We start from the raw sequence: 22,233 nt of genomic DNA on the forward strand, positions 1-22,233 counted from the left end.
GCGGCGACGACGGCGAGCCCGCGTTCGTACGGTCCCCCGGTCTCCAGCTCCTCCAGGACGGGACGCAGCACCCCGTCCGCGGTGAACCGCCGGGCGTGTGCCGCCACTTCTCTCCTGCGCTGTGGATGGGCGAGGGAATCCACGGCGTCGAGGAGAGCGCGGACGAGGGCGACTGGCCCGGCATCGGTCATGCGGCGATTCTGCCGTGCGAGGCCGGGCTGACCCCACAGGTTTACGGAACGTACTCTGTGCCGGGTGAAGCCAGTGACGCGTCTTGTTCTTTTCGGTGCACCTATCGCCATCGCCGTTTCTATTCTGTTCAGCAGCGGCGACTCCGAGCTGCCCCCGAGCTCCCCGCAGCCGACCGAGGCCGCTGAGGCCGCCGCACAGGCGGAGAGCCCCGGCCGGAGCGCCGAGAACGACGAGAAGATTGCCGGGCTGCCGCCCGGGCTGGCCGCTCCGGCCATGAAGGAGATCGCCTCCCAGCTGGTGGGCAGCGCGGAGGCCTCGACCCTGGACTGGCGCAGCCAGTACGGGGCGATCGAGGACGTCGGTGACGGAACCGGCTACACCGCGGGGATCATCGGTTTCTGCTCCGGCACGAACGACATGCTGCAGCTGGTCGAGGCGTACACGAAGGACCATCCGGACAATCCGCTCGCCCCGTTCCTCGAGGCGCTGCGCGAGGTGGACGGCACGGACTCGCACGAGGGTCTGGACCCCGGCTTCACCGACGCGTGGAAAGCGGCCGCCGAGGACCCGGCGTTCCGCACGGCTCAGAACACGATGCGGGACAGGCTCTACTTCGAACCCGCGGTGCGACTGGCGAAGCTGGACGGTCTCGGCACCCTGGGGCAGTTCATCTACTACGACGCGATGGTGCTCCACGGGCCCGGCGTCGAGGCGGACGGTTTCTACGGCATCCGGGACGCCGCGATGGCCTCGGTGGACACGGCGGCGGAGGGCGGCGACGAGGCGCAGTACCTCGGCGCGTTCCTCGACGAGAGCCGGTCCGCGATCCTGGCGCGAAAGGTCCAGCGCGACACCACCCGGATCGACACCGCGCAGCGGGTGTTCCTGCGGGAGGGCAACCTCGAGCTGAAGAAGCCGCTCGTGTGGCAGGTGTACGGCGAGACGTTCCGCATCCCGTAGGCGCACGGGCTCCGCGACAACCGCACGCGCGTCAGCGGCTGTCCGGCCGGTGCCGTAGCGGCTGTCCGGCCGGTACCGTCAGCCGCTGCTTCGCGCCGGGACGTCAGCCCTCGGCGCGGCGGCCCCTGCGGAGCCGGTCCCGCTCCTTCTCCGAGAGCCCGCCCCACACGCCGAAACGCTCGTCATGGGCGAGGGCGTACTCCAGACACGCCAGCCGTCCCTCGCAGGCGTTGCACAACTGCTTGGCCTCGCGGGTCGAGCTGCCGGGAGCCGGAAAGAAGAACTCGGGTCCGGCCTGGGCGCACAGTGCCGTCTCCTGCCAGGCGAGTGCGTCGTCGGTCATCATGGTGTTCATCGGCATGCGGCACACGGTGCCCCATGCCGATAAACAAGTGATCAACGAACCGTCAACGCACTCCGCGCCGATCGCGTCCGGTCAGCTCGACGGCATCGGCGCGGGCTTGATCACCGCGAACGCCGCGCCCGCGGAATCGGCGAGATTGGCGATCCTGCCGACGTTCTCCACGTCCATGGGGGCCAGGGTCACGCGGCCGCCCAGCCGTGTCGCATCGGCGAGCGTCGCGTCGACGTCCTCCACCGCGAAGTACGGAAGCCAGTGCGGCCCGGCAGCCGCCTCGCTGGGCACCTCGTCGATCTGGACGAGCCCGCCGAAGGAGGAGTCGGCGCCCGCGCTGCCTGCGGGCCGGACCATCGTGTAGGTGCCCCCGGGGTACGTCATGCCCTCGGTCTCCCATCCGAAGACCGTCCGGAAGAACGCGGCGGCCGCGGGCACGTCCGGGGTGTAGAGCTCGGACCAGATCAGCGAACCCGGCTCCATGATCATGCCCAGGCCTGTGTTCGTGCCCGGCTGCCACACGCCGAAGTACGCGTCGGCATTGTCCTTGAAGCCGCCCATGCGCCCGTAGTCGAGCACATCCATCGGAGGGAACGCCGCGGACCCGCCGGCCTTCTCCACCGCCCGCACGGTGGCATCCGCGTCGGGAGTCTGGAAGTAGACGGACCAGGAGGGCTTGCCCTGGTCCTCGGGCACCGTCATGACGCCGGCGACCGTCTTGCCCCGCAGTTGGTACGTCCCGTACCCACCGGTCTCGGGGCCGCCGGGCACCAGCTCCCACCCGAAGAGGCCCTGGTAGAAGGCCGTGGCCGCTTCGATGTCGGGTGTGCCGAGGTCGGTCCAGTTGGGGGCGCCGGTGACGAAACTGGGGTCGAGCATGGTGTGCTCCTCGGGCGAGTCGTAGGTCTCGCTCGCTCATCGTGCGGGCATTTCCCTGACCCACCGAGTCTTGCACCGGGCACTGACAACCGCAGCCCGCGCGGGGCGACCGGGTTCCCGCCACCCTGTGTCCCCGGGCCCGATGCGTGCCCGGCCGGACCGGCCGTGTGCGGCTTCGGTCCGGCCGGGCAGGGTGGACGTCAGCGTGTGACGCCCAGCGCCGGAAGCACCGTTTCCGCCACCCGGTAGGCCTCCTCCAGCAGCGGGTTCCCGGACAGGATGAAGGTGTCGACGCCGAGGTCCTCGAACTCCTTGAGGCGTTCGACGACCTGGGCCGTCGAACCGACCACGGCCGTGCCGGGGCCCGGCCGGAACAGGCTCATGCCCGGCCACATGTTGGGGTGCGTCTCCAGTTCCCGCGCCCTCGCCGGGACCTTGCCGCCGTGCTGGCGGAACTGGCGCTGCCAGCCCACGCCGTCCTCGCCCACCCGGTCGCCGAGCTGACGGGCGTACGTCGCCTCGCTCGTGACGTCCAGCAGTCGGTCGACCGCCGCCCATGCCTGGTCCTCCGTGTCGCGGACGATCAGGTGGAGACGCAGCCCGATGCGCAGGGTGCGGCCGTACGCGGCGGCCCGCGCCCGTACCCGCTCCAGCTTCTCCTTCAGCAGGTGCGGCGGTTCGCCCCAGGTGAGGAAGACGTCGACGTGCTCGGCCGCCATCTCGATGCCGGGGGCGGACGAGCCGCCGAACCAGAGCGGGATGTGCGGGTCCTGGACGGGCTTCAGCTCACGGAACGAGGCGCCCGCGTTCTTCAGGTCGTAGAAGCGGCCCTTGTGGTCGAAGACCTCTCCGGCCGTCAACCGCTTGACGATCGACCAGTACTCGGCGCTGAGTTCGTAGCGTTCGTCGTGCTCCACGTGGAGTCCGTACTCCTGGAGCGATTTCGTGGAGCCGTTGACGACGTTGAAGCGCAGCCGGCCGCCGAAGAGCTGGTCGAAACTCAGCGCCATCTTGGCCAGCAGCGTGGGCGAGACGAGACCCGGGTGAACCGCGAGCAGCGGTTTGAAGCGGGTGCTGGTGGAGGCGGCGAGGGCGCTGCCCAGCGGCCAGACGTCGTACAGGTCGGTGGCGAGCAGGGCGCCGCTGTAACCGAGCTGCTCCACGGTTCCGGCGAGCCGGCTGAGGTAGCCGAGGTCGGCCGGCCGCCGCCCCTCCGGCTCCCAGGGGTAGGCGCCTTCGCGCGGGATGATGTACCAGAGGACTTCGGTCGCCATGCCGCTCAGGCCGCCTTCGGGCCGGAGGCGGAAACGGCGCCGGCGGCCGCGGTGCCCGCGTGTGCCCGGGCGGTGGCGACCTCGACCGGCCGGTCGATGAACCCGGTGCGGTGGAAGATGTCCGCGGCTTCCTGCTGTTCGGCGATGAACGCGTCGCTGACGGACTCGATCTTCCACGGCAGGGCGCGCAGGGCGGTCTCCCAGTCGTCGGCGCTCCCGCCCAGGTCGGCGGCGGCGATCTCGGCGGCGGCACGTGGGTTGGCGGCTGCCCAGTCGTCGGCGCGCTGGAGGGCGCGGGTGAGCGCGTCGATGATCTCCGGCCGGTTCTCGGCGAGTTCGCGCCGGGTGAAGAAGACGGACCGGTCGGTGATCACGTCGCCGGTGGCGACGAGGGTGCGCAGCCCGCCGGTCCTGCGCGCGGCCGCCAGCTGCGGTCCCTGGGCGACCCATGCGGCGATGTCCCCGGAGCGCAGCAGCTGTTCGCTGTCGTCGGTGCTGCGGACCGCGGTGATGTCGTCGGCGTACGAGAGTCCGGCCTCGTCCAGGGCCTTGGCGATCAGATGGGTCTGCCAGGACCCGATGGCGAGGTGGACGGTGGTGCCCCTGAGGTCGGCGACCGTACGGACGGGGCTGTCCACCGGGACGAGGAGCGCGCCGTGCTCGGGGCGCGGGGCGGACACGGCGGTGTAGACGAGGTCGTGGCCGGCCGCCTGGGCGGTGACCGGCGGGGTGGATCCGGTGCCGCCGAAGTCGATGACGCCCTGGGCGAGGAGCTCACCGGTGCGGACCCCGTTGGTGTACGGGTGGAAAGCGACCGTCTCACCGAGAGCGGCCAGTTCCTCCTGGGCGATGCCGAGGCGGGAGAGGTGGTACAGGTGGAAGAGGGACGGGTTGCTGCTGTGGACACCGATGGTGATGGTCATTCAGATCACTCCGACTTCGGCAGTTTCGACGGGGGCGGGGGCAGGGGACGGTGAGGGGGCAGGGGCGGCATCGACGCCGAGGTCGTTCAGCAGCCGGCGGCGCAGGGCCGCGAACGCGGGGTCGCCGGGGTCCCGCGGCCGGTCGACGGCGACGGTCTCGTCGGTGACGAGCTTCCCGTCGCGCAGCACGGCGACGCGGTCCGCGAGCCGTACCGCCTCGTCGACGTCGTGGGTGACCAGGAGGACGGCAGGGCGGTGCTTGCGGCACAGCTCCCCCACCAGGTCCTGCATCTTCAGCCGGGTCAGGGCGTCCAGGGCAGCGAACGGCTCGTCCAGCAGGAGCAGTTCGGGCTCACGCACCAGCGCCCGGGCGAGTGCCACACGCTGTGCCTCGCCGCCGGAGAGCGTGGTCGGCCAGGCGTCGGCGTGCCGTTCCAGGCCCACTTCGGCGAGTGCTCTGAGTCCGTGGGCGGATCGGCTGCGCGGAAGGGCGACGGTCACATTGGCGAGGACCTTCTTGGACGGTACGAGGCGGGGCTCCTGGAAGACGATGGTGCGGGCCTCGGGGACGAGCACCTCTCCCCCGTCGGCTCCGTCCAGTGCTCCCAGGATGCGGAGCAGGGTGGTCTTGCCGCTGCCGCTGGCACCCAGCAGGGCGACGAACTCGCCCCGGGCGATGTCGAGCCGGAGACCGTCGAGCACGGCCCGGGTGCCGAAGACCCGGCGCAGTCCGCGTACCCGTACAGCGGGCCGCTGCGTTCGGTCGGTCATCGTGTCCCTCCTTGCGGGGACCGCCAGGGCATCAGGACGCGTTCCAGCAGTCGTACGAGGATGTCGGCGGCCAGGCCCAGGAGGCCGTAGATCAGGATGCAGACGGCGAGGATGTCGGTGCGTGCGTAGCTCTGCGCCTGCGACATCAGATAGCCGATGCCCGCGGTGGCGTTGATCTCCTCGGCGGCGATGAGGGCGATCACGCTGAGCGTCATGGACAGCCGCAGGCCGGCCAGGAGGGACGGCAGGGCTCCGGGCAGGACGACCTCCCGCACGATGGCGAGCCTGCTCATCCCGAAGCTGCGCATGGCCTCGACGAGCTTGGGGTCGGTGTTACGCACACCGCTCGACGTGGACACGTACATGGGGAAGGTGGTGGCGACGGCGATGAGCAGGATCTTGGCCGTCTCGTTGATCCCGAACCAGACCATGAACAGGGGGACCAGTGCGAGGAAGGGGATGGTGCGCAGGGTCTGGAGCGAGGAGTCGAGGAGCTCGTCGCCGATCCGGGTGAATCCGGTGGTGATGCCGAGGACCAGCCCGGCGGCGAGCCCGAAGAGCAGGCCGATCCCGGACCGGGTCAGGGAGGTGGTGAGCGCGTCGGGCAGCTGCCCGTTCCCCCACAGTTCCCCCACGGCCCGCAGGACCTCCGCGGGCGACGCCAGCACATCGGGGGTGAGCAGCCCGGTGGCGGAGGCCGCCCACCACAGCAGGAGCAGGGCCACCGGGCCCAGCGCGCGGACGGTCAGGGCGAACGGACGGCCGCGCGGCTTGCGGAGTTGGGGCCGGGGGGCGACGAGGCCGTCCGTGGCGGTCCCTTCGGAGACCGCGCTCATGTCAGCTTCTCGACGTCGAGGAGGTGAGCCGCGACATCGACCTGTCCCTTGGTGACCTTCTGTTCCGCGTAGAAGGCGGCGACGGCCTCGAAGCGTTCGATGTCCTCGGGGCCGATCGGGTCGACCGTGCCCCCCTTGGCGATGATCGCGGTCTGCACCTCTTCGGCCTTGCCGGTGACGGCGGTGGGACCGACGTCGGTGAAGACGTTCAGATAGGCGGCGGGATTCTTCTTCTGGCGGGCGCTGGCGTCGTGGAGGTACGCGTAGAGGGCCTTGACGATCTCGGGGTGCTTCTCGGCGAAGCCCGTACGCACCGCGTTCAGGCTGTAGTTGTCGGAGCCGATGGCGGCGCCGTCGGCGAGGAAGTGGGCCTTGCCGCTGCCGATCTCGGCCACGGCGTAGGTGGCCCAGACGGCCCAGGCATCGACCTTGCCCGCGTTGAACACGGCGGCGGTCTGGTCGGGGCGCAGATAGACCCGCTCGACCTTGTCCGCCGGGATGCCGGCCTTGGCGAGCGCCTTGAGCAGCAGGTACTCCCCGGTGCCCCCCTGGTTGACGGCGACCTTCTTCCCCACGAGACCGGCGACGGAGTCGATGCCCGAACCGTTCTGGACCAGGATTCCCTCGCCCGTCGCGTCGGGGTCGACGGCGGTGAAGAACTTGAAGCCGGGGCGCTGGGCGAGGGAGGTGACGCCCGAGGTGATGGAGCCGGTGGCGAAGTCGAGCTGGTCGGCGTTCATGGCCTGGGCGGCGGGCGCGAAGGGGCCCGCGCTGCCGGTCCACTCCACCTCGGCACCGGCCTTGCCGAGGGCCTTGTCGAGGCTGCCGTCCTTCTTGCCGACGGCGAGGACTCCGGAGTTGCCGGGGTCGGGAATGCGCACGGTGACGGTGCTCGCGGCGCCCGTTCCGCTGTCGGCCTCGGACGTGGCGCAGGCGCTGAGGGCCAGGAGCGCGGTGGCCGTGAGGAGTGCGGGGGCCAGGGCCGTGCGGCCCGGAAGGTGCGGGTTCATGGTGACAGTGGTCCTCGGGGTTCGGGGATGGACGTGGGGACGGGGTGGAGCCGTGCGAGGGCGGCTGCCCTGCGCAGCGGTGCGGGGTCGGCCCACGCCGCGACGTCGACCGGCTCCGGGAGGAAGCCGTGGGCGCGCAGCGCGGTCTCCTGCTCGGCGAGCAGGCCGAGCCGCTCGGCCGACAGGTCGGGGTGCAGGGTGAGATGGGTACCGGGGCGGTAGGCGCCCGCGACTCCGTCGGCGCCGGCTCCGGTCTCGGCTCCGAGGATGCGGTCGACCTCGGCGGGCTGTCCGGTGGCCCAGTCGGCCGCTCGGAGCAGGACGGCGAGGAAGCGGTCGACGAGCCCGGGGTGGTCGTCCAGCAACTGCTGGTGGACGGTGATGGGGCGGGGCGTTCCGTTGTTGACGCGGAACCGGCGGTCGGGCAGTTCGTCCAGTTCCACGGCGACCTCGGCGCCTGCCCTGCGAGCCGCCTCGACGGCGAGCGCACCCTTGACGTACACCGCGTCGACGTCGCCGCGCCGCAGCGCGTCGAGTTCGGCGGCCCACTGGCCGTGGTGCGCGTCGGCGGGCACGTCGACGAGTGCTGCGTCATCCAGGGTCAGACCGGCCGACCCGAGAGCGCCCTCGAATCCGCGCAGCGCCATGGCCCGCCAGAAGTCGATGGCCAGGGTGTGCGAGGGCACGGCGAGCCGCAGTCCGCGCAGGGCGTCGGCGCCCCTGATCCCGGATCCGGGAGCTACCAGTACGGCCTGGCGCTCCTCGATCCAGGTCAGACCGATCAGCCGGGTCCGCTCACCGCGTGAACGGGCCCACAGGGCGGGCACGTTGCCGCCCTCGCGGAACAGTCCCGGCAGGGCGTGGGTGAAGTGGGCGCCACGGTCGGCGTCGGGGTCGGCGTCCTGGAGGGAGCGCACGGCGATGCCGTCGGGGGCGAACTCGTCGCTGAGCCACCGCCGGTCGGCGGCGATGCCGGTCGCGGTGGGTACGGGACAGCGGGTGAACCAGAGGGTCCTGGGCAGGACGGCGGAGCGCGTCATGGAGTCTTCCCGAAGGGTCGGCGAAGCAGGAGGGGCGTACGGGCGCGGCGTCCGGCACCGGAACGGGCCGCGACCCGCGGGGACGCTCCGGAGGGATCACCGGATGCGGCAGGGCGGGGAGAGCGGCCGGCCCGGTCGGCGGGAGCGTCGGCGAAGAGGTGAAGGGGCTGCGGGGGTTCAGCGACAGGAGGCGCTGGAAACGCGTGCCAGGTCGATGTGGCGGCGCAGCGTGAGGGCGAGCCGGACCGGAGCTGTGGTGCCCGGGGTGGTGGCGCGGGGGCCTGCCATGGCACTGCTCCTTTCCGTTCACCGGTGGTGAGGGCTGAAGCCTGCCACGGGCCGACCCGTGCTCACAACTGGCTTCCCATCATGTGGGATTGACTATGAACGGAGTGTTTCACCGTCCCGCTCATCCCTCTCTTCCCTCCCGTAATGTGGCAACCATGGGAGCCTCGTTGGTCCCGTCCCCCCACGCGAGCGGAGAGTGGAACGACATGACCGAGGCCGCGGCGGTGCCCGCACCCGGCGGAGCCCAGGCAGTGCTGCGTGCGCTGGACGTCCTGCACTGCTTCCACGACAACGGCCCCGACCTGAGCGCCTCCGACCTTGCCCGGCGGCTGGAGCTCTCCGTCTCCACGGCCCACCGCCTGGCCCGCACCCTCCTCGGTGCGGGTTTCCTGGAGCAGGACGCGCGCACATCGCGCTACCGGCTCGGCCCCGCGGTGACCGAATTGGGCCGGCTCTCGTACCACCAGCGGGGGCTCCATCTGGCCGCCCCCGAACTGACCGACCTGGCGGAGCGCACGGGTGCGACGGCCGACCTGGCGCTGCGCAGCGGCCCGCACGCGGTGATCGTCGCCGGCGGCTCGGTCACCCCGCACTCGGGGCTGCGCAGGCCGCTGCACTCGACGGCGCTGGGCAAGGTCCTGCTGGCCTGGGCCCGGTCGGGCGAGGGCGGGCCTGCCGGGCTCCCGCCCCTGCGCGCCTTCACCGACCGTACGATCGTGGAACCCTCTCTGCTGCAGGCGGAGTTGGAGCGGGTACGGACCGAGGCGTACGCGCTCAACGACGGAGAGTCGGCGCTCGGGGTGCGCACCCTGGCCGTCCCCGTGCTGGACGGCTCCGGCTACGCGCGTTTCGCGCTCGCCGTGCGCGCCACCCCGTCCGTGATCACGGACGAACGGACGGACTGGTTCCTCGAACAGGCCCGGTCCTGTGCGCGCGCCCTGGAGGTGCTGCTGCTGACGCCGGCCGAACGCCGCCCGCCCGCCCCGTGATGGACGGCTCCGACGCATGCCCGTGCGACGATGTACCCCGCCCGGGAAGGTGACGGGCGCTCGGTCACCGAGAGGGCTGCGGGACAGAAGGACGCACATGACACAGGCCGGACCCTCGGGCGCGGACGCACCCACGGGGAGAGCCGCCCGTGAGCTGCTCGAGGAAGCGGACCGGCTCGTCACGACGGCCCGCGCCGTCCTGGACGACCACGCCCGGGCCGTCGACGGCGCACGCACCGCACTGGCCCCCCTTCTCGACTCCCTCGTCGGCCGGGAGCTGGCCGCCATCCCCCTCGCCCGGCTCGGGGACGTCACCGAGGGCCGGCTGCGGCTCGGCGCGCTGGAGCAGGCCGGTTACCTGACGGTGGGCCAGGTCCACGACACCGGGCGCTACGAGCTCCGCCAGATCCCCGGTGTCGGGGCGCAGACGGCGGACCGGGCACTGGCAGCCACCCGGCAGATCGCGCACGCGGTCCGGGACACCGTCGCCGTACGGATAGACGTGGACGGCTCGGACACTGCCACGACCGCGCTGCTCATCGCCCTGCACCGGCTCGTCGAGGCGGGCCCAGACGCACGCCGGGCCACGACCCTCGCCCGGCGGCTCGTCACGGACCTGGAACCGCCGCTCGCCGCCGCCGCACCGGCCCGCAGCCGGCTGCGCATGCTGTTCGCGGGACGGGCGGCCCGTGCGCAGGTGCTGGCCGCCGTCGCCTCCGTACGGTCCGCCGTCGAAGCGGCGGCCGCGCGCGAACTGCGGCTGCTGTTCGGCCAGGTCTCCGTCGATCTGCTGCGGGGACCCGCGTCCGGGGCAGCGGCGTGGGTCGACTTCGAGCTGCGGTCGGCCGAGTACTACAGCCTGCTCGCGGAGATGTCCGCCGTCGGACCCGACCGGGACGCCACCGAGGGCTTCCTGCCCGCCGGGATCGCGGACCGGGTGCGTGGACTGCGGCTCGACGACACACACCTGAGGGTGTCGCTGCGCGGCTACCAGTCCTTCGGCGCACGCTTCGCCCTCGCCCAGAAACGGGTGATCCTCGGGGACGAGATGGGGCTCGGCAAGACCGTCCAGGCCATCGCGGCGCTGGCCCACCTCGCGGCACGGGACGAGACCCACTTCCTGGTGGTGTGCCCGGCGAGCGTACTGATCAACTGGAGCCGGGAGATCCGTGCCCGCTCCACTCTGCGCGCCGTGCCGGTGCACGGCCCCGAGCGCCAGGACGCGTTCGCCGAGTGGCGCGAGAAGGGCGGCGTCGCCCTGACGACGTTCGACGCGCTGTACACCCTGCCCGGGGGGCCGGCCTGCGGGATCCGGCCCGGCATGGTGGTGGTCGACGAGGCGCACTTCGTGAAGAACCCCGGCACCCGGCGCTCCCGTGCCGTGACCGGCTGGACGGGCCACACCGAACGGGTTCTCTTCCTCACCGGTACCCCGATGGAGAACCGGGTGGAGGAGTTCCGGAGCCTCGTGCGCCAACTGCGTCCCGAACTGGCGCCGTCCGTCACCACCACGCACGGCGTCGCCGGATCGCACGCCTTCCGCAGGGCCGTCGCTCCCGCCTACCTGCGGCGGAATCAGGAGGACGTGCTGAGCGAACTCCCCGCAGTGGTACAGGCCGACGAGTGGGAGGAGTTCTCGGCAGGTGATCTCGAGGCCTACCGCGAGGCGGTCGCCGCCGGGCACTTCATGCGGATGCGCCGGGCCGCGTACGCGCGTCCTGAGACCTCGGCGAAGCTGAACAGGCTGTGCGAGCTGGTCACGGAGGCCGAGGACAACGGGCTCAAGGTCGTCGTGTTCTCGTACTTCCGCGAAGTTCTCCGGACCGTCGGGGAGGCTCTGGGCGAAGGTGTGTTCGGTCCGGTCTCCGGGAGTGTCCCGGCCGCGCGCCGACAGGGGCTGGTCGACGCGTTCGGCGCGGCCGACGGGCACGCCGTCCTGCTGAGCCAGATCCAGGCCGGCGGCGTCGGGCTGAACATGCAGGCGGCCTCGGTGGTCATCCTGTGCGAACCGCAGATCAAGCCCACGATGGAGCACCAGGCCGTGGCCCGGGCCCATCGCATGGGGCAGATACGGACGGTCCAGGTGCACCGGCTGCTCGCCGCCGACAGCGTCGACCAGCGCATGCTGGAGATCCTCGCGCGCAAGGACCGCCTCTTCGACGCGTACGCGCGGCGCAGCGATGTCGCCGAGGCGACGCCCGACGCCGTCGACGTGTCGGACGGGGCGCTCGCCCGGATCGTCGTCGAGGAGGAGCAGCGGCGGCTGACGGCCTGAGAGGCTGTCGGGTGACGTCCGTGGCTCAGTGCTCGTGGGCGTCCGCCGCGCCGGCCGCGTGGTGCGGCGGGTCGTAGCCGGGGACCGTGCCGTCGGCCTTGGCGACCAGGAACAGTCCGGCCATCCCCATGTCGGAGTGGCTCTGGACGTGGCAGTGGTACATCCAGGCGCCGGCTCCCACGTGTTCGCCCGCGATGACCTGGAAGCCGAACGAGTCGGCGGGTCCGCAGATCTTCGTGTCGACGACCCTGCTCGGGTCCTCGGGGCCGGCGAGCAGCCCGGTCCTGTTGTCCGCCCAGCGATGACCGTGGATGTGGAACGTGTGGTAGTACTCGCCGTGCGTGATCATCACGACTTCGACCCGGTCTCCCACCGTGGCCTCGAAGTTCGGGCTCTCGTGGGCGGCCTTGTTGTTGATCGTCATGTCGTTGAAGACGATCGTGAGCGTCTTGTCCGGCAGGATGTCCCCCTTGCGCCGGACGACGAGGGGCCCGTAGAGCCCCTTGCGGATGCCGCCCGTGCCGTGGTCCGTGCCGACGACATGGTCGTGGTAGTGCCAGTAGCCCGCGCTGCCCGCCCGCCAGGTGCCGTCCTTCCGGCGGCCCGGCGTGTGGGTGCGCCAGGTGTACGTACGGGTGCCGCCCGGTTCGACGTGGCTCCGGTTCATGCGGGTGCCGTCGCTCGCGATGTCGTAGTCGACGCCGTGGACATGGAGGCTGGCGTCGACGTCCGTGGTGTTCTGGAACTCGATGTGCAGGGTGTCGCCCTCGGTGATCTCGATGAGGGGTCCCGGAATCGACGCCTTGCCCTTCTCGAAGCCGTAGCCCATCGAGCCGTCCGCCAACTTCTCGGCGTACAGCTTGAGGTGGCGGACGGCTCCTCCCGCCGGGGCGGTCCTCGGCGGGTTCTCCGCCGAACTCGCCTGCACCGCGCCGAGTGACATCGATGTCACGCCGGTCGCCGCCGCCACACCGCCGCCCACCAGCATCCGCCGGTTGAAGGTCCTTCGGTCCATGTCGAACTCCCCACTGCGATACGGAAACTGACGCACTGTTCCCCGGGACGGCCCACACCGTAGCTGCGGGAACCATGTTTATCCACACTCAGGACAAAGTTCGTCCGATTGCTGCCATACCTATTGGCGAGTCGCGAAAAGAGGTCTAGCTTCATGCGCTGTTGCAGTGACCACACAGTTGCAGCGACCAGAGCAGTGACCAGAGAGGGGTGGGTGACCACATGCAGCGCACACCACATCACAGGTCCAGATCGCGGCGGGGCCTCGCGGCAGCGGTGGCGGCCGGCGCGCTGACCGCGTCCCTGCTGGGCGGCAACGCGGCCAGTGCCAGACCCTATCCGGATCCAGGACTCGTGGAACGGATGGCGACAACGTTGTCTCTCCCCTCGCCGCCGGGCGGGGCCGACGTCAAGGTGCTGGTCTTCCACGCCTCGGCGGGCGAGGAGTCGCCGACCGTGGACGCGGGGATCGCGGCCATCGAGAAGATCGGGCTCAGCGGCCCGGAGGCCGGACGCTTCAGGACCGTCGCCACCGACGACGCCGGGGTCTTCACCAAGGGCAAGCAGCTCGGCACGTACAACGCGGTCGTTTTCCTCACCGGCGGGGGCGACGTCCTCGACCCGGAGCAGGAAGCGGGCCTCGAGGCGTACATGGAGGCGGGCGGCGGTTTCCTCGGCATCCATGACGCGGCGCGCACCGAGCCGTACTCCGACTGGTTCACCGGCCTGGTGGGCGCCCGCCCCTCGGCGGACAGCCCGGCGAACGTCCAGCGGGCCACGGTCGAGATCGGGGACCGTCGACACCCGGCGACGAAGAACCTCCCGCTGGAGTGGAAGCGTCCCGACAAGTGGCTGAGCTGGAAGGACAATCCGTCCGGCGACGTGCACACCGTGGCCCGCGTCCGTGAGATCACGTACGCGCCGGGAGCGAGCGCCAACGGCTGGGACCACCCGGTCTCCTGGTGCCGCGACTACGACGGCGGCCGGTCCTTCTACACGGGCATGGGCGGTACGGTCAGCAGTTTCGCGGAGACGGACTTCCGCGACCACCTGCGGGGCGCGCTCGCCTGGACGAGCCGCATCTCCCAGGCCGACTGCAAGGCGACCATCGACGCCAACTACACGGCCGAGCGTCTCACCCAGCCCAACCAGCCCGGCCGGAACGACCAGATCGGCGAGCCGCACGGCCTCGTCACCGCCGGGGACGGCCGGGTCTTCTACATCGGGCGCGGCGGCGCCGACGGTGACCAGCCGGTCGTCACGGACTGGAACAACCCTGACATCGGCAAGGGCCAGGGCGAGATCCACGTCTACGACCCGGCGACCAAGAAGGTCACCCTCGCCGGCAAGCTGACCGTCTTCGGCAACAAGGGCGGCGGCGACGAGCTCGTCAAGGTGGAGGAGGGCCTGCTCGGCATCGAGCTGGACCCGGACTTCGCCACCAACGGCTGGGTGTACCTGCACTACACGCCGCACGCGAAGATCGACCGCGACAAGCAGATGGCGGTGCGTCAGGTCTCGCGCTTCACCTTCGACCCGGCCACGAACGAGCTGGACCTGGCGTCCGAGAAGGTGCTGCTGCACTGGCCGGTCCAGATCCACAGCTGCTGCCACGCGGGCGGCGGGCTGGCCTGGGACTCGAAGGAGAACCTCTACATCGCCACCGGGGACAACAACTCCTCGGGTTTCAGCGACGGTTACTCCGGAAACAACCCCCAGCCGAACTACAAGGGCGTCTCGTTCGCCGATGCCCGCCGCACTGCGGGCAACACCAACAACCTCAACGGGAAGATCCTGCGGATCCACCCCGAGGACGACGGCACCTACACCCTGCCGGAGGGCAACCTCTTCACGGGCGAGGAGCCGGACGAGGGCGGCGGCAGGACCCGCGGCGAGATCTATGTGATGGGTGTACGCAACCCCGCCCGGATCTCCGTCGACAAGGCCACCGACACACTGTACGCGGGCTGGGTCGGCCCCGACGCGGGCTCCCCCAGCACCACGTGGGGCCCCGCCAAGTACGACACGTTCGCCGCCATCACCAAGGCCGGCAACCACGGCTGGCCGTACTGCATGGGCAACAAGCAGCCCTACCGGGACCGCAATCTGCCCGATCCCACCAAGCCGCTGGGCTGGTACGACTGCGACGCCCCCAGGAACGAGTCGCCGAACAACGACGGCCTCGTGAAGCTGCCGCCGATCACGTCCAACACCATCTGGTACTCGCCCCAGGGCGGCGGCGTGGACTACCCGCGCGACGCCAACGGCATCCCGAGCTACAAGGTGGCCGACCAGAAGCAGCTCCTCCCCTGGCTCAAGGGCGGCGGCCAGGCCACGATGAACGGCCCGGTGTACCGCTACGACGCGACGAGCACGAGCGAGGCCAAGTGGCCCTCGTACTGGGACGGCAAGTGGTTCGTCGGTGACTTCTACGACGACACCCAGCCGCGGCACGCCGTGCTCACCGACCCGAGGACGGTCGGCAAGGGCGGCACGCCCACGCACGCCGAGTCCCTGAAGAAGATCATTCCGGTCGGTGCCGAAGGCATCCGCAACCTCATGGACTGGAAGTTCGCCCCCGACGGTTCGCTGTACGTCCTGGACTACGGGCGCGGCTTCTTCACCTCCGACTCCAAGTCCGCGCTGTGGCGCGTGACGTACAAGGGCGGCGGCCCGACCCCGGCCGCCTCCGACCTGGCCAGGAAGGCGGCAGCGCAGTGAGAGACCGTTCACTCCTCGCGCGACAGCGTTACGGACCCGCCCGGTTGTGGCTGGCCCTGCTCGGCTCGTTCCTGATGGTCCTGGGGCTGACGTCGACGGCCGCGTACGGGCGCGAGGACGACCGTCCCGCGGCCGCGGCCGACCAGGTACTCAACTGGACCGCGGGCGATCCCATCGACCACTACCTTTCGGCGCCCAGGACCGCGGTGGCCGGCCCGGCGACCATCGTCTTCGAGAACAGCACGGCCACGGGCAACACGACGGGCATGCCGCACACCCTGACCTTCAGCGTGTCGGACGTGGAGTTCAACAACGACGTCCCGCTGAACATCCTGGCCAACCCGAGTGACAGTTCGGGCGGCAAGCACAGCGTCGAGGTCACCCTCACGCCCGGCCGGTACTTCTACCACTGCACCATTCCCGGCCACGGCTCGATGCAGGGCATTCTCACCGTGACCGAGGGCGGCGGCGGTGAGGACACCACCGCGCCCGAGACCTCGGCGACGGTGGACGGCGACAGGAACGCCGACGGCGCGTACATCGGTCAGGCGACCGTCACCGTGGCGGCGACCGACGCCGGTTCGGGCGTGGACACCGTCGAGTACGCGATCGGGGCCGACGGCGCCTGGCAGCCGTACACGGCGCCCGTCGTGGTGAACGAGGTGGGGACGCACACGGTCCGCTACCGCGCCACCGACACGTCCGGCAACGCGGCCGCCGAGAAGTCCGTCGACTTCACGGTCGCTGCACCACCCACGGACGACGGGACTCCGCCGGAGACCTCGGCGACCGTCTCGGGCGAGAAGGACGACGCGGGCGCCTACCTGGGCATGGCCACGGTCACCGTGACCGCGTCCGACACCGGGTCCGGCGTCAACACCATCGAGTACGCGATCGGGGCGGACGGCGCCTGGCAGGCGTACACCGCACCCGTGATGGTGCACGAGGTGGGGACGCACACGCTCCGCTACCGCGCCACCGACACGTCCGGCAACGCGGCCGCCGAGAAGTCCGTCGACTTCACGGTCGTCGAGCCGCCGTCGCAGGATCGGACACCGCCGGTGACCTCCGTGGCGGTGGAGGGCGACAAGAACTCGGACGGCGCGTTCATCACCAGCGCCGAGGCCACGGTGACCGCCACCGACGCCGACTCGGGCGTGGAGAAGACCGAGTACTCGCTGGACGGGGGCCCGTACCTCGCGTACACCGCGCCCGTCATCGTGGACCGGGTCGGCTACCACACCTTCGCCCACCGGGCGACGGACAAGGCGGGCAACACCTCCGAGGCGAAGCAGGCGTCGTTCACGATCGCCGAGAGCGGCGGGGTGCCGGCGCCCAACTGCCCCGAGTTCGACGAGCGGCTCACCGTCATCGTCGGCACGGTCGACACGGGTGTCCCCAACCGGGTCACCGGGAACCGCTGCACGATCAACGAGCTGATCGAGGACGAGAAGGACTGGTCCTCGCACGCGCTGTTCCTCAAGCACGTCGACAAGGTCCTCGACAAGCTGCTCGCCGACGGGGCGATCGACGCCCGTGAACACAAGAAGATCTACCGGGCGGCCAAGCAGTCCGGCATCGGCCGGCCGGGCCAGGACGAGGGCTACCGCAAGCTGTTCGACGGCACCGCGGAGTCCCTCTCCGCGTGGCAGCACGTGGGCGGCGGGAAGTTCGGGCTCAACGCGGAGGAGGGGTCCATCACCAGCTCCACCTCGGTGGACGGGATGGGAATGCTGTGGTTCCCGGCCCGCCAGTACGGCGACTTCTCGCTGAAGCTCCAGTGGCGTGACGACGCGCCCGGTGCGGGCAACGCCAACGGCGGGGTCTTCGTACGCTTCCCGGACGTCCACGACCACCCGGAGGAGTCGCGCCCGGAGTGGGTCGCCATCAAGTACGGCCATGAGATCCAGGTCAACGACCGGCCCGACGGCGACATGTACAAGACCGGGTCCGTCTACGGCTTCGACCGCGTGGGCCTCGGCGGCGCCGGAGTCACACCCAAGGGCACCTGGAACGACTACGAGATACGGGTGGTGGACCAGCACTACTCGGTCTACCGCAACGGTGTCCTGCTGAACGAGTTCGACAACAACGGCGGTCAGCTCTTCGAGCCGCCGCGGGGCGACGACCCGGGTACCGACGGCCGGCGGTTCAGCACCGGCTACATCGGGCTCCAGGTCCACAGCACCACGGACGTCATCTCCTACCGCGACATCCGCATCCAGGAGCTCTAGCACCGGACAGCTCTCAGGAGGCCGCGGCCGCGTGCTCAGGCATGTGGCTGCGGCCTCCGGGGTGCCGGTGGCGCCACACCCAGAACACCGTGCAGGACACCAACGACCAGGCCGCGAGCACCAGGTACGGGAAGACGAACTGGTGGCCCTGGTAGTAGACCGCCGTGTGCTGGGCGTTGACCGAGGCACCCGGCGGCAGCCAGCGGCCGATGTGCCCGAGCAGTGAGGGCAGCAGCGGCCAGGACACCGCGCCGCCCGACGAGGGATTGCCGATCAGCACCATGACGCCCCAGGTGGGAATCATCGCCCAGCGCCCCATGAGGGTGTTGAACATGGTGAAGACCATGCCCGAAGTGAACATCGTGAGCGACAGGATCAGCCAGGACTGGACGAACGGCAGATCCACCGCGCCGAGTCCCCAGTCCACGACGGCCGCGATGGCGAAGCCGCCGAGGAGCGCGTAGCCGACTGTGAACGCGATGCGCTCCAGCGGGAGCAGCTCACGGGCGTGCACGCTGAGCTGGATCGCCCCGACGAAGCCGATGATGACGGCGGCGAGCGAGATGTAGAAGAGAGCCAGGCCGCGCGGGTCACCCCTCTGCAGGGGTTTGACGTTCTTGACCGTGAGGGGGATGCCGAGGGTGTCCGCGACCTTCACACCGGTCTCGGCGAGCAGTTCCGCGACGGTGGCGCCGGACGCCGCGGCGACATCCATCGCCACCCCGTCGCCGACCGTCCGAAGGATCACGAAGACCTTCTGTTCGTCCAGCGCCTGGCGTGCCTCGGCCCGGGTCCCGTACCTGTGCAGTTCCAGGGAGGTGTCGAGCGCCTTCTCCATGCCGTCGACGAACGCCCTGCCGCGCGGCACGTCGGCGCCGCTGAGCACCGCGGCCGGAATCCGGTGCGGGGTGGGGTTGGCCATCGCATAGGTGTAGGAGCCCGCGAAGAGCCCGGCCGCGGCGGCCAGGATGAAGAGCAGCACCAGCGCCGGGAAGTACGGCGACTGCTTGTACGCCTCCCACTTCTCGCGCCGTGTCGGGGGCCTGCCGTGCGCTCCGTGCTCAGCCGTCTGTCCGGCGTTCATGCCTCGTTGCCGTCGTCGTGCCGGGCGCGACTGGGCTGCACCCGCTTCGGTTCGCCGGGCATCTTCGGGTACTCCGGTGGATAGGGCAGATCGCCGAGCTTGTGCTCCTGCTCGTCACGCGTGGCCAGCTCCAGCAGCAGGTCCAGCCGGAAGGCGTGGTCGTCCATGTCGGCGTGCAGGTCCCCCACCTCGGCGTACCGCACGGGCATGGTCCGGATGTCGAAGTCGCGCGGCTCGGCGTCGTCGATCTCCTCCCAGCGCAGCGGAGCGGAGACCGGGGCGTACGGACGGGGGCGTACGGAGTAGGCCGAGGCGATGGTCCGGTCGCGGGCCGTCTGGTTGTAGTCGACGAAGATCCGCTCGCCGCGCTCCTCCTTCCACCACGCGGTGGTGACCCGGTCCGGCATACGGCGTTCGAGTTCCCGGCCCACGGCGATCGCGGCACGCCGGACCTGCGTGAAGGTCCACTCGGGCACGATGGGCACGAAGACGTGGATGCCGCGCCCGCCCGAGGTCTTGGGCCAGCCGCGCAGCCCGTGGTCGTCCAGGACGGACCGCAGTTCGTGGGCGGCCGTCACCGCATCGGCGTAGTCGGTGCCGGGTTGCGGGTCGAGGTCGATGCGCAGCTCGTCTGGGTGGTCGGTGTCGGCCCTGCGTACCGGCCAGGGGTGGAAGGTCAGAGTGCCCAGGTTGGCCGCCCAGAGGACGGCGCCGAGCTCGGTGGGGCACATCTCGTCGGCGTGACGGCCGCTCGGGAACTCGATGCGGGCTGTGGGGGTCCAGTCGGGGAGGTTCTTCGGCGCACGCTTCTGGTAGAAGAAGTCGCCCTCCACGCCGTCGACGAAGCGCTGGAGGGTGGTCGGCCGCTCGCGCAGGGCGCGGAGGATGCCGGGCCCCACGGCCAGGAAGTACTCGGCCACGTCCCTCTTGGTGTAGCCCTTCTCGGGGAAGTACACCTTGTCCGGGTTGGACAGCCGTACGGCCCGTCCGTCTGCTTCCAGCTCCACCGCTGCTCCCATGTCGGCCACCGTAGGCCGGGCCCACATATGCCGCATATCGGGAGACGCATTCCGCGGGACGGTCCAGAATCGGTTCATGGACCTGCCCGTGATGCCTCCCGTGAAACCGATGCTCGCCAAGTCCGTGTCCGCCATTCCCCCGGGTATGCAGTACGAGGCGAAGTGGGACGGCTTCCGGGCGATCGTGCACCGGGACGGCGACGAGGTGGTGATCGGCAGCCGGACCGGAAAGCCGCTCACCCGCTACTTCCCCGAGCTGGTCACGGCGTTGCGGGAGAACCTCCCGCCCCGCTGTGTGATCGACGGGGAGATCGTGGTGGCGCACGGGGGGCGGCTGGACTTCGACCGGCTGAGCGAACGCATTCATCCGGCCGATTCGCGGGTGCTGATGCTGTCCGAGCAGACTCCGTCCAGCCTGGTGGCCTTCGACATCCTCGCGCTGGACGACCGGTCCCTGCTGAGCACGGTGCAGACCGAACGGCGGGCCCTGCTGGAGACGGCGCTCTCCGGTGCGTCCGCCCCCGTCCACCTCGCTCCGGCGACGACGGATCCCGTCGTCGCCCAGGAGTGGTTCGAGCAGTACGAGGGCGCGGGGCTCGACGGGGTGGTCGCCAAGCCGCTCGACCTGCCCTACAAGCCCGACGTCCGGGCGATGTACAAGATCAAGCATGCCCGGACCGCCGACTGCGTGGTGGCGGGCTACCGCTTCCACAAGAGCGGCCCCGTGGTGGGATCCCTGCTGCTGGGGCTGTACGACTCCGAGGGCGTGCTCCAGCACGTGGGGGTCTGCGCGGCCTTCCCGATGAAGCGGCGCGCCGAACTCGTCGAGGAGCTGGAACCCCTGCGGATCGATCCCGCCGAGCACCCCTGGGCGGCCTGGGCGGACGCGACCGCGCACGAGGGGTCACGGCTGCCGGGGGCACCGAGCCGCTGGTCGGGAAAGAAGGACCTGTCCTGGGTGGCGATCGGCCCCGAGCGGGTCTGCGAGGTGGCATACGACCACATGGAGGGCGACCGTTTCCGCCACACCACCCAGTTCCGGCGGTGGCGGCCGGACCGCACCCCCTCCGGCTGCACCTACGGGCAGCTGGAGGAAGTGGTTCGGTACGACCTGTCCGAGGTGCTCCCGGCCGGCTGACGTTTCAGGCGGCGGGGGTGGCGCAGGGATCGTCCGTGGGTGCGTCGGAGGGCGACGTGGAGGGCGACGGGGTGGAGGGCGACGGGCCGGGCTCCGCGGACTCGGTCGGGCAGCCCGGCTGGGAGGTGCTGGGGTCCGGGTCCGGTGACGTGCTGGGGTCGGTGGTCGGGTCGGGCGACGTGCTGGGATCCGGATCCGTGGTCGGGTCCGTGGGCCCGGTGCCGGTGGGGTCGGGGCTGGGGCCCGGGTCCGTCGGGGAGCCGCTGGGATCCGGGGTGGCGGAGTCCGAGGGTGAGGGGCCGGGCGAGGTCGAGGGACCGGGTGTCCGGGTGGGCTGCGGGCCGATGACGATGCCGCCGTCGTCCGGCCGGCCGGGGCCGCCGACCGGGGCCTCGGGCGGAGTCCGGCCGCCCGCACCGGGGCTCCTCGGGAGCACGCCGCTGCCGTCGGCGACGGGGTGGGTGCCCTTGCGGTAGAACTCCAGCCAGGACAGCACCGTGCGCAGGTAGGTGTCCGAGTGGTTGTAGCTGAGGATCGCCCGGTCGAGGTCGCCCCGCACCGACAGGTTGCGCGCCCCCGCACACAGGTAGTGCCCGGCGGCGAGTGCGGCGTCGAAGATGTTGTTGGGGTCCTTGCGCCCGTCGCCGTTGCCGTCCTTCCGCCAGTGCGCCCAGGTGGAGGGGATGAACTGCATCGGTCCGACGGCACGGTCGTAGCGGGTGTCGCCGTCGTACGCACCGCCGTCGGTGTCCCGGATGTCGGCGAAGCCCGCACCGTTGAGGACGGGGCCGAGGATCGGGGCGAGTGTGGTGCCCGCGGCGTCGACCTGTCCCCCGCGCGCCTGCCCCGACTCGACCTTGCCGATCGCCGCGAGCAGCTGCCAGGGGAGCCGGCAGCCGGGGTCGGTACGGCCCAGCGCGTTCTCGGCCTTGTGGTACGCGGAGAGGACCGTCGCCGGAATGCCCGCTTCGGCCCAGGCCGGTGCGACGACAGGGTTCGGCTTCGTGCCGGACGTCGGCGGCTCGGGTGTCTTCAGCGGCGGCAGCTCCGTGTGGTAGCTGTCGTCGTTGGGCACCTGCGTCCAGACCACGTCGTCCGCTGCCGCGGCCTTCTTGTCGTCGGACCCGCCGACGAGCCCGGGTGCCTGGGACGCGGTGAGCGCGGCCATGGCGGCAACGGCCGTGGCCGTGCCGGTGAGTCCGCGGCGCATTGTTCCGTTGAACCTCATGCG

General features: G+C 71.0%; 18 protein-coding genes. 6 read left to right on the forward strand and 12 right to left on the reverse strand.

What is annotated here, in order from left to right:
* The first annotated feature begins 264 nt into the window (after positions 1 to 264).
* A complete protein-coding gene (locus OG844_RS14595) occupies positions 265 to 1,152 on the forward strand; it encodes a chitosanase (RefSeq protein WP_406396130.1) in 888 nt (295 codons plus the stop codon).
* Between the two features lie 103 nt (positions 1,153 to 1,255).
* Here the strand turns inward: OG844_RS14595 and OG844_RS14600 are convergent, their stop codons facing one another.
* The 8 genes from OG844_RS14600 to OG844_RS14635 all read right to left on the reverse strand — a co-directional run bounded on the left by OG844_RS14600 (position 1,256) and on the right by OG844_RS14635 (position 8,240).
* Positions 1,256 to 1,513 carry a WhiB family transcriptional regulator gene (locus tag OG844_RS14600; protein WP_406390502.1) on the reverse strand — a complete coding sequence of 86 codons (258 nt, stop codon included), beginning with the start codon at positions 1,511 to 1,513 and terminating at the stop codon, positions 1,256 to 1,258.
* Positions 1,514 to 1,588: 75 nt separating this feature from the next.
* Positions 1,589 to 2,386: a VOC family protein gene (locus OG844_RS14605; RefSeq protein WP_406390503.1), complete on the reverse strand. Its 798-nt coding sequence runs from the start codon at positions 2,384 to 2,386 to the stop codon at positions 1,589 to 1,591.
* Positions 2,387 to 2,586: 200 nt separating this feature from the next.
* Complete coding sequence (locus tag OG844_RS14610) at positions 2,587 to 3,660, reverse strand: LLM class flavin-dependent oxidoreductase (RefSeq protein ID WP_406390505.1); 1,074 nt, start codon at positions 3,658 to 3,660, stop codon at positions 2,587 to 2,589.
* Between the two features lie 5 nt (positions 3,661 to 3,665).
* A complete protein-coding gene (locus OG844_RS14615) occupies positions 3,666 to 4,583 on the reverse strand; it encodes an ABC transporter substrate-binding protein (RefSeq protein ID WP_406390507.1) in 918 nt (305 codons plus the stop codon).
* The gene (locus OG844_RS14620) at positions 4,584 to 5,354 is read right to left on the reverse strand and encodes an ABC transporter ATP-binding protein (protein WP_406390508.1); all 771 of its coding nucleotides are present in this window, start codon (positions 5,352 to 5,354) and stop codon (positions 4,584 to 4,586) included.
* Positions 5,351 to 6,190 carry an ABC transporter permease gene (locus OG844_RS14625; protein ID WP_406390509.1) on the reverse strand — a complete coding sequence of 280 codons (840 nt, stop codon included), beginning with the start codon at positions 6,188 to 6,190 and terminating at the stop codon, positions 5,351 to 5,353. Before OG844_RS14625 ends, OG844_RS14620 begins: the two co-directional genes overlap by 4 nt.
* Positions 6,187 to 7,200 (reverse strand): NrtA/SsuA/CpmA family ABC transporter substrate-binding protein, encoded by a 1,014-nt coding sequence (locus OG844_RS14630; protein WP_406390510.1) that lies wholly within the window; start codon positions 7,198 to 7,200, stop codon positions 6,187 to 6,189. The genes OG844_RS14625 and OG844_RS14630 overlap by 4 nt, the downstream gene beginning before the upstream one ends.
* Positions 7,197 to 8,240, reverse strand: coding sequence for an ABC transporter substrate-binding protein (locus tag OG844_RS14635; RefSeq protein ID WP_406390512.1), 1,044 nt, complete (start codon positions 8,238 to 8,240; stop codon positions 7,197 to 7,199). The genes OG844_RS14630 and OG844_RS14635 overlap by 4 nt, the downstream gene beginning before the upstream one ends.
* Positions 8,241 to 8,734: 494 nt before the next feature.
* On the opposite strand from OG844_RS14635, the gene OG844_RS14640 reads away from it, so the two are divergent.
* Both OG844_RS14640 and OG844_RS14645 read left to right on the forward strand, forming a co-directional pair.
* Positions 8,735 to 9,517: an IclR family transcriptional regulator gene (locus OG844_RS14640; RefSeq protein ID WP_406396131.1), complete on the forward strand. Its 783-nt coding sequence runs from the start codon at positions 8,735 to 8,737 to the stop codon at positions 9,515 to 9,517.
* Between the two features lie 97 nt (positions 9,518 to 9,614).
* The gene (locus OG844_RS14645; RefSeq protein WP_406390513.1) at positions 9,615 to 11,792 is read left to right on the forward strand and encodes a DEAD/DEAH box helicase; all 2,178 of its coding nucleotides are present in this window, start codon (positions 9,615 to 9,617) and stop codon (positions 11,790 to 11,792) included.
* A gap of 25 nt (positions 11,793 to 11,817) precedes the next feature.
* On the opposite strand, the gene OG844_RS14650 is transcribed toward OG844_RS14645, so the two are convergent.
* Positions 11,818 to 12,807, reverse strand: coding sequence for a multicopper oxidase domain-containing protein (locus tag OG844_RS14650; RefSeq protein ID WP_406390515.1), 990 nt, complete (start codon positions 12,805 to 12,807; stop codon positions 11,818 to 11,820).
* Positions 12,808 to 13,028: 221 nt separating this feature from the next.
* Between OG844_RS14650 and OG844_RS14655 the strand changes: the two genes are divergently transcribed.
* Both OG844_RS14655 and OG844_RS14660 read left to right on the forward strand, forming a co-directional pair.
* On the forward strand, positions 13,029 to 15,527 hold the full coding sequence (locus tag OG844_RS14655) for a ThuA domain-containing protein (protein ID WP_406390517.1): 2,499 nt from the start codon (positions 13,029 to 13,031) through the stop codon (positions 15,525 to 15,527).
* Positions 15,524 to 17,761: an OmpL47-type beta-barrel domain-containing protein gene (locus OG844_RS14660; RefSeq protein WP_406390518.1), complete on the forward strand. Its 2,238-nt coding sequence runs from the start codon at positions 15,524 to 15,526 to the stop codon at positions 17,759 to 17,761. Before OG844_RS14655 ends, OG844_RS14660 begins: the two co-directional genes overlap by 4 nt.
* A 13-nt stretch (positions 17,762 to 17,774) precedes the next feature.
* On the opposite strand, the gene OG844_RS14665 is transcribed toward OG844_RS14660, so the two are convergent.
* Together OG844_RS14665 and ligD are read right to left on the reverse strand one after the other, a co-directional pair.
* Complete coding sequence (locus OG844_RS14665) at positions 17,775 to 18,845, reverse strand: ABC transporter permease (RefSeq protein WP_406390520.1); 1,071 nt, start codon at positions 18,843 to 18,845, stop codon at positions 17,775 to 17,777.
* A complete protein-coding gene (ligD, locus tag OG844_RS14670; protein ID WP_406396133.1) occupies positions 18,842 to 19,852 on the reverse strand; it encodes a non-homologous end-joining DNA ligase in 1,011 nt (336 codons plus the stop codon). Before ligD ends, OG844_RS14665 begins: the two co-directional genes overlap by 4 nt.
* Before the next feature lie 88 nt (positions 19,853 to 19,940).
* On the opposite strand from ligD, the gene OG844_RS14675 reads away from it, so the two are divergent.
* Positions 19,941 to 21,002, forward strand: coding sequence for an ATP-dependent DNA ligase (locus tag OG844_RS14675; RefSeq protein WP_406390522.1), 1,062 nt, complete (start codon positions 19,941 to 19,943; stop codon positions 21,000 to 21,002).
* Between the two features lie 4 nt (positions 21,003 to 21,006).
* Here OG844_RS14675 and OG844_RS14680 read toward each other — a convergent pair whose 3' ends face one another.
* The gene (locus tag OG844_RS14680; RefSeq protein ID WP_406390524.1) at positions 21,007 to 22,230 is read right to left on the reverse strand and encodes a lytic transglycosylase domain-containing protein; all 1,224 of its coding nucleotides are present in this window, start codon (positions 22,228 to 22,230) and stop codon (positions 21,007 to 21,009) included.
* Positions 22,231 to 22,233 lie beyond the last annotated feature (3 nt).

Source organism: Streptomyces sp. NBC_00887 (genome assembly GCF_045207585.1).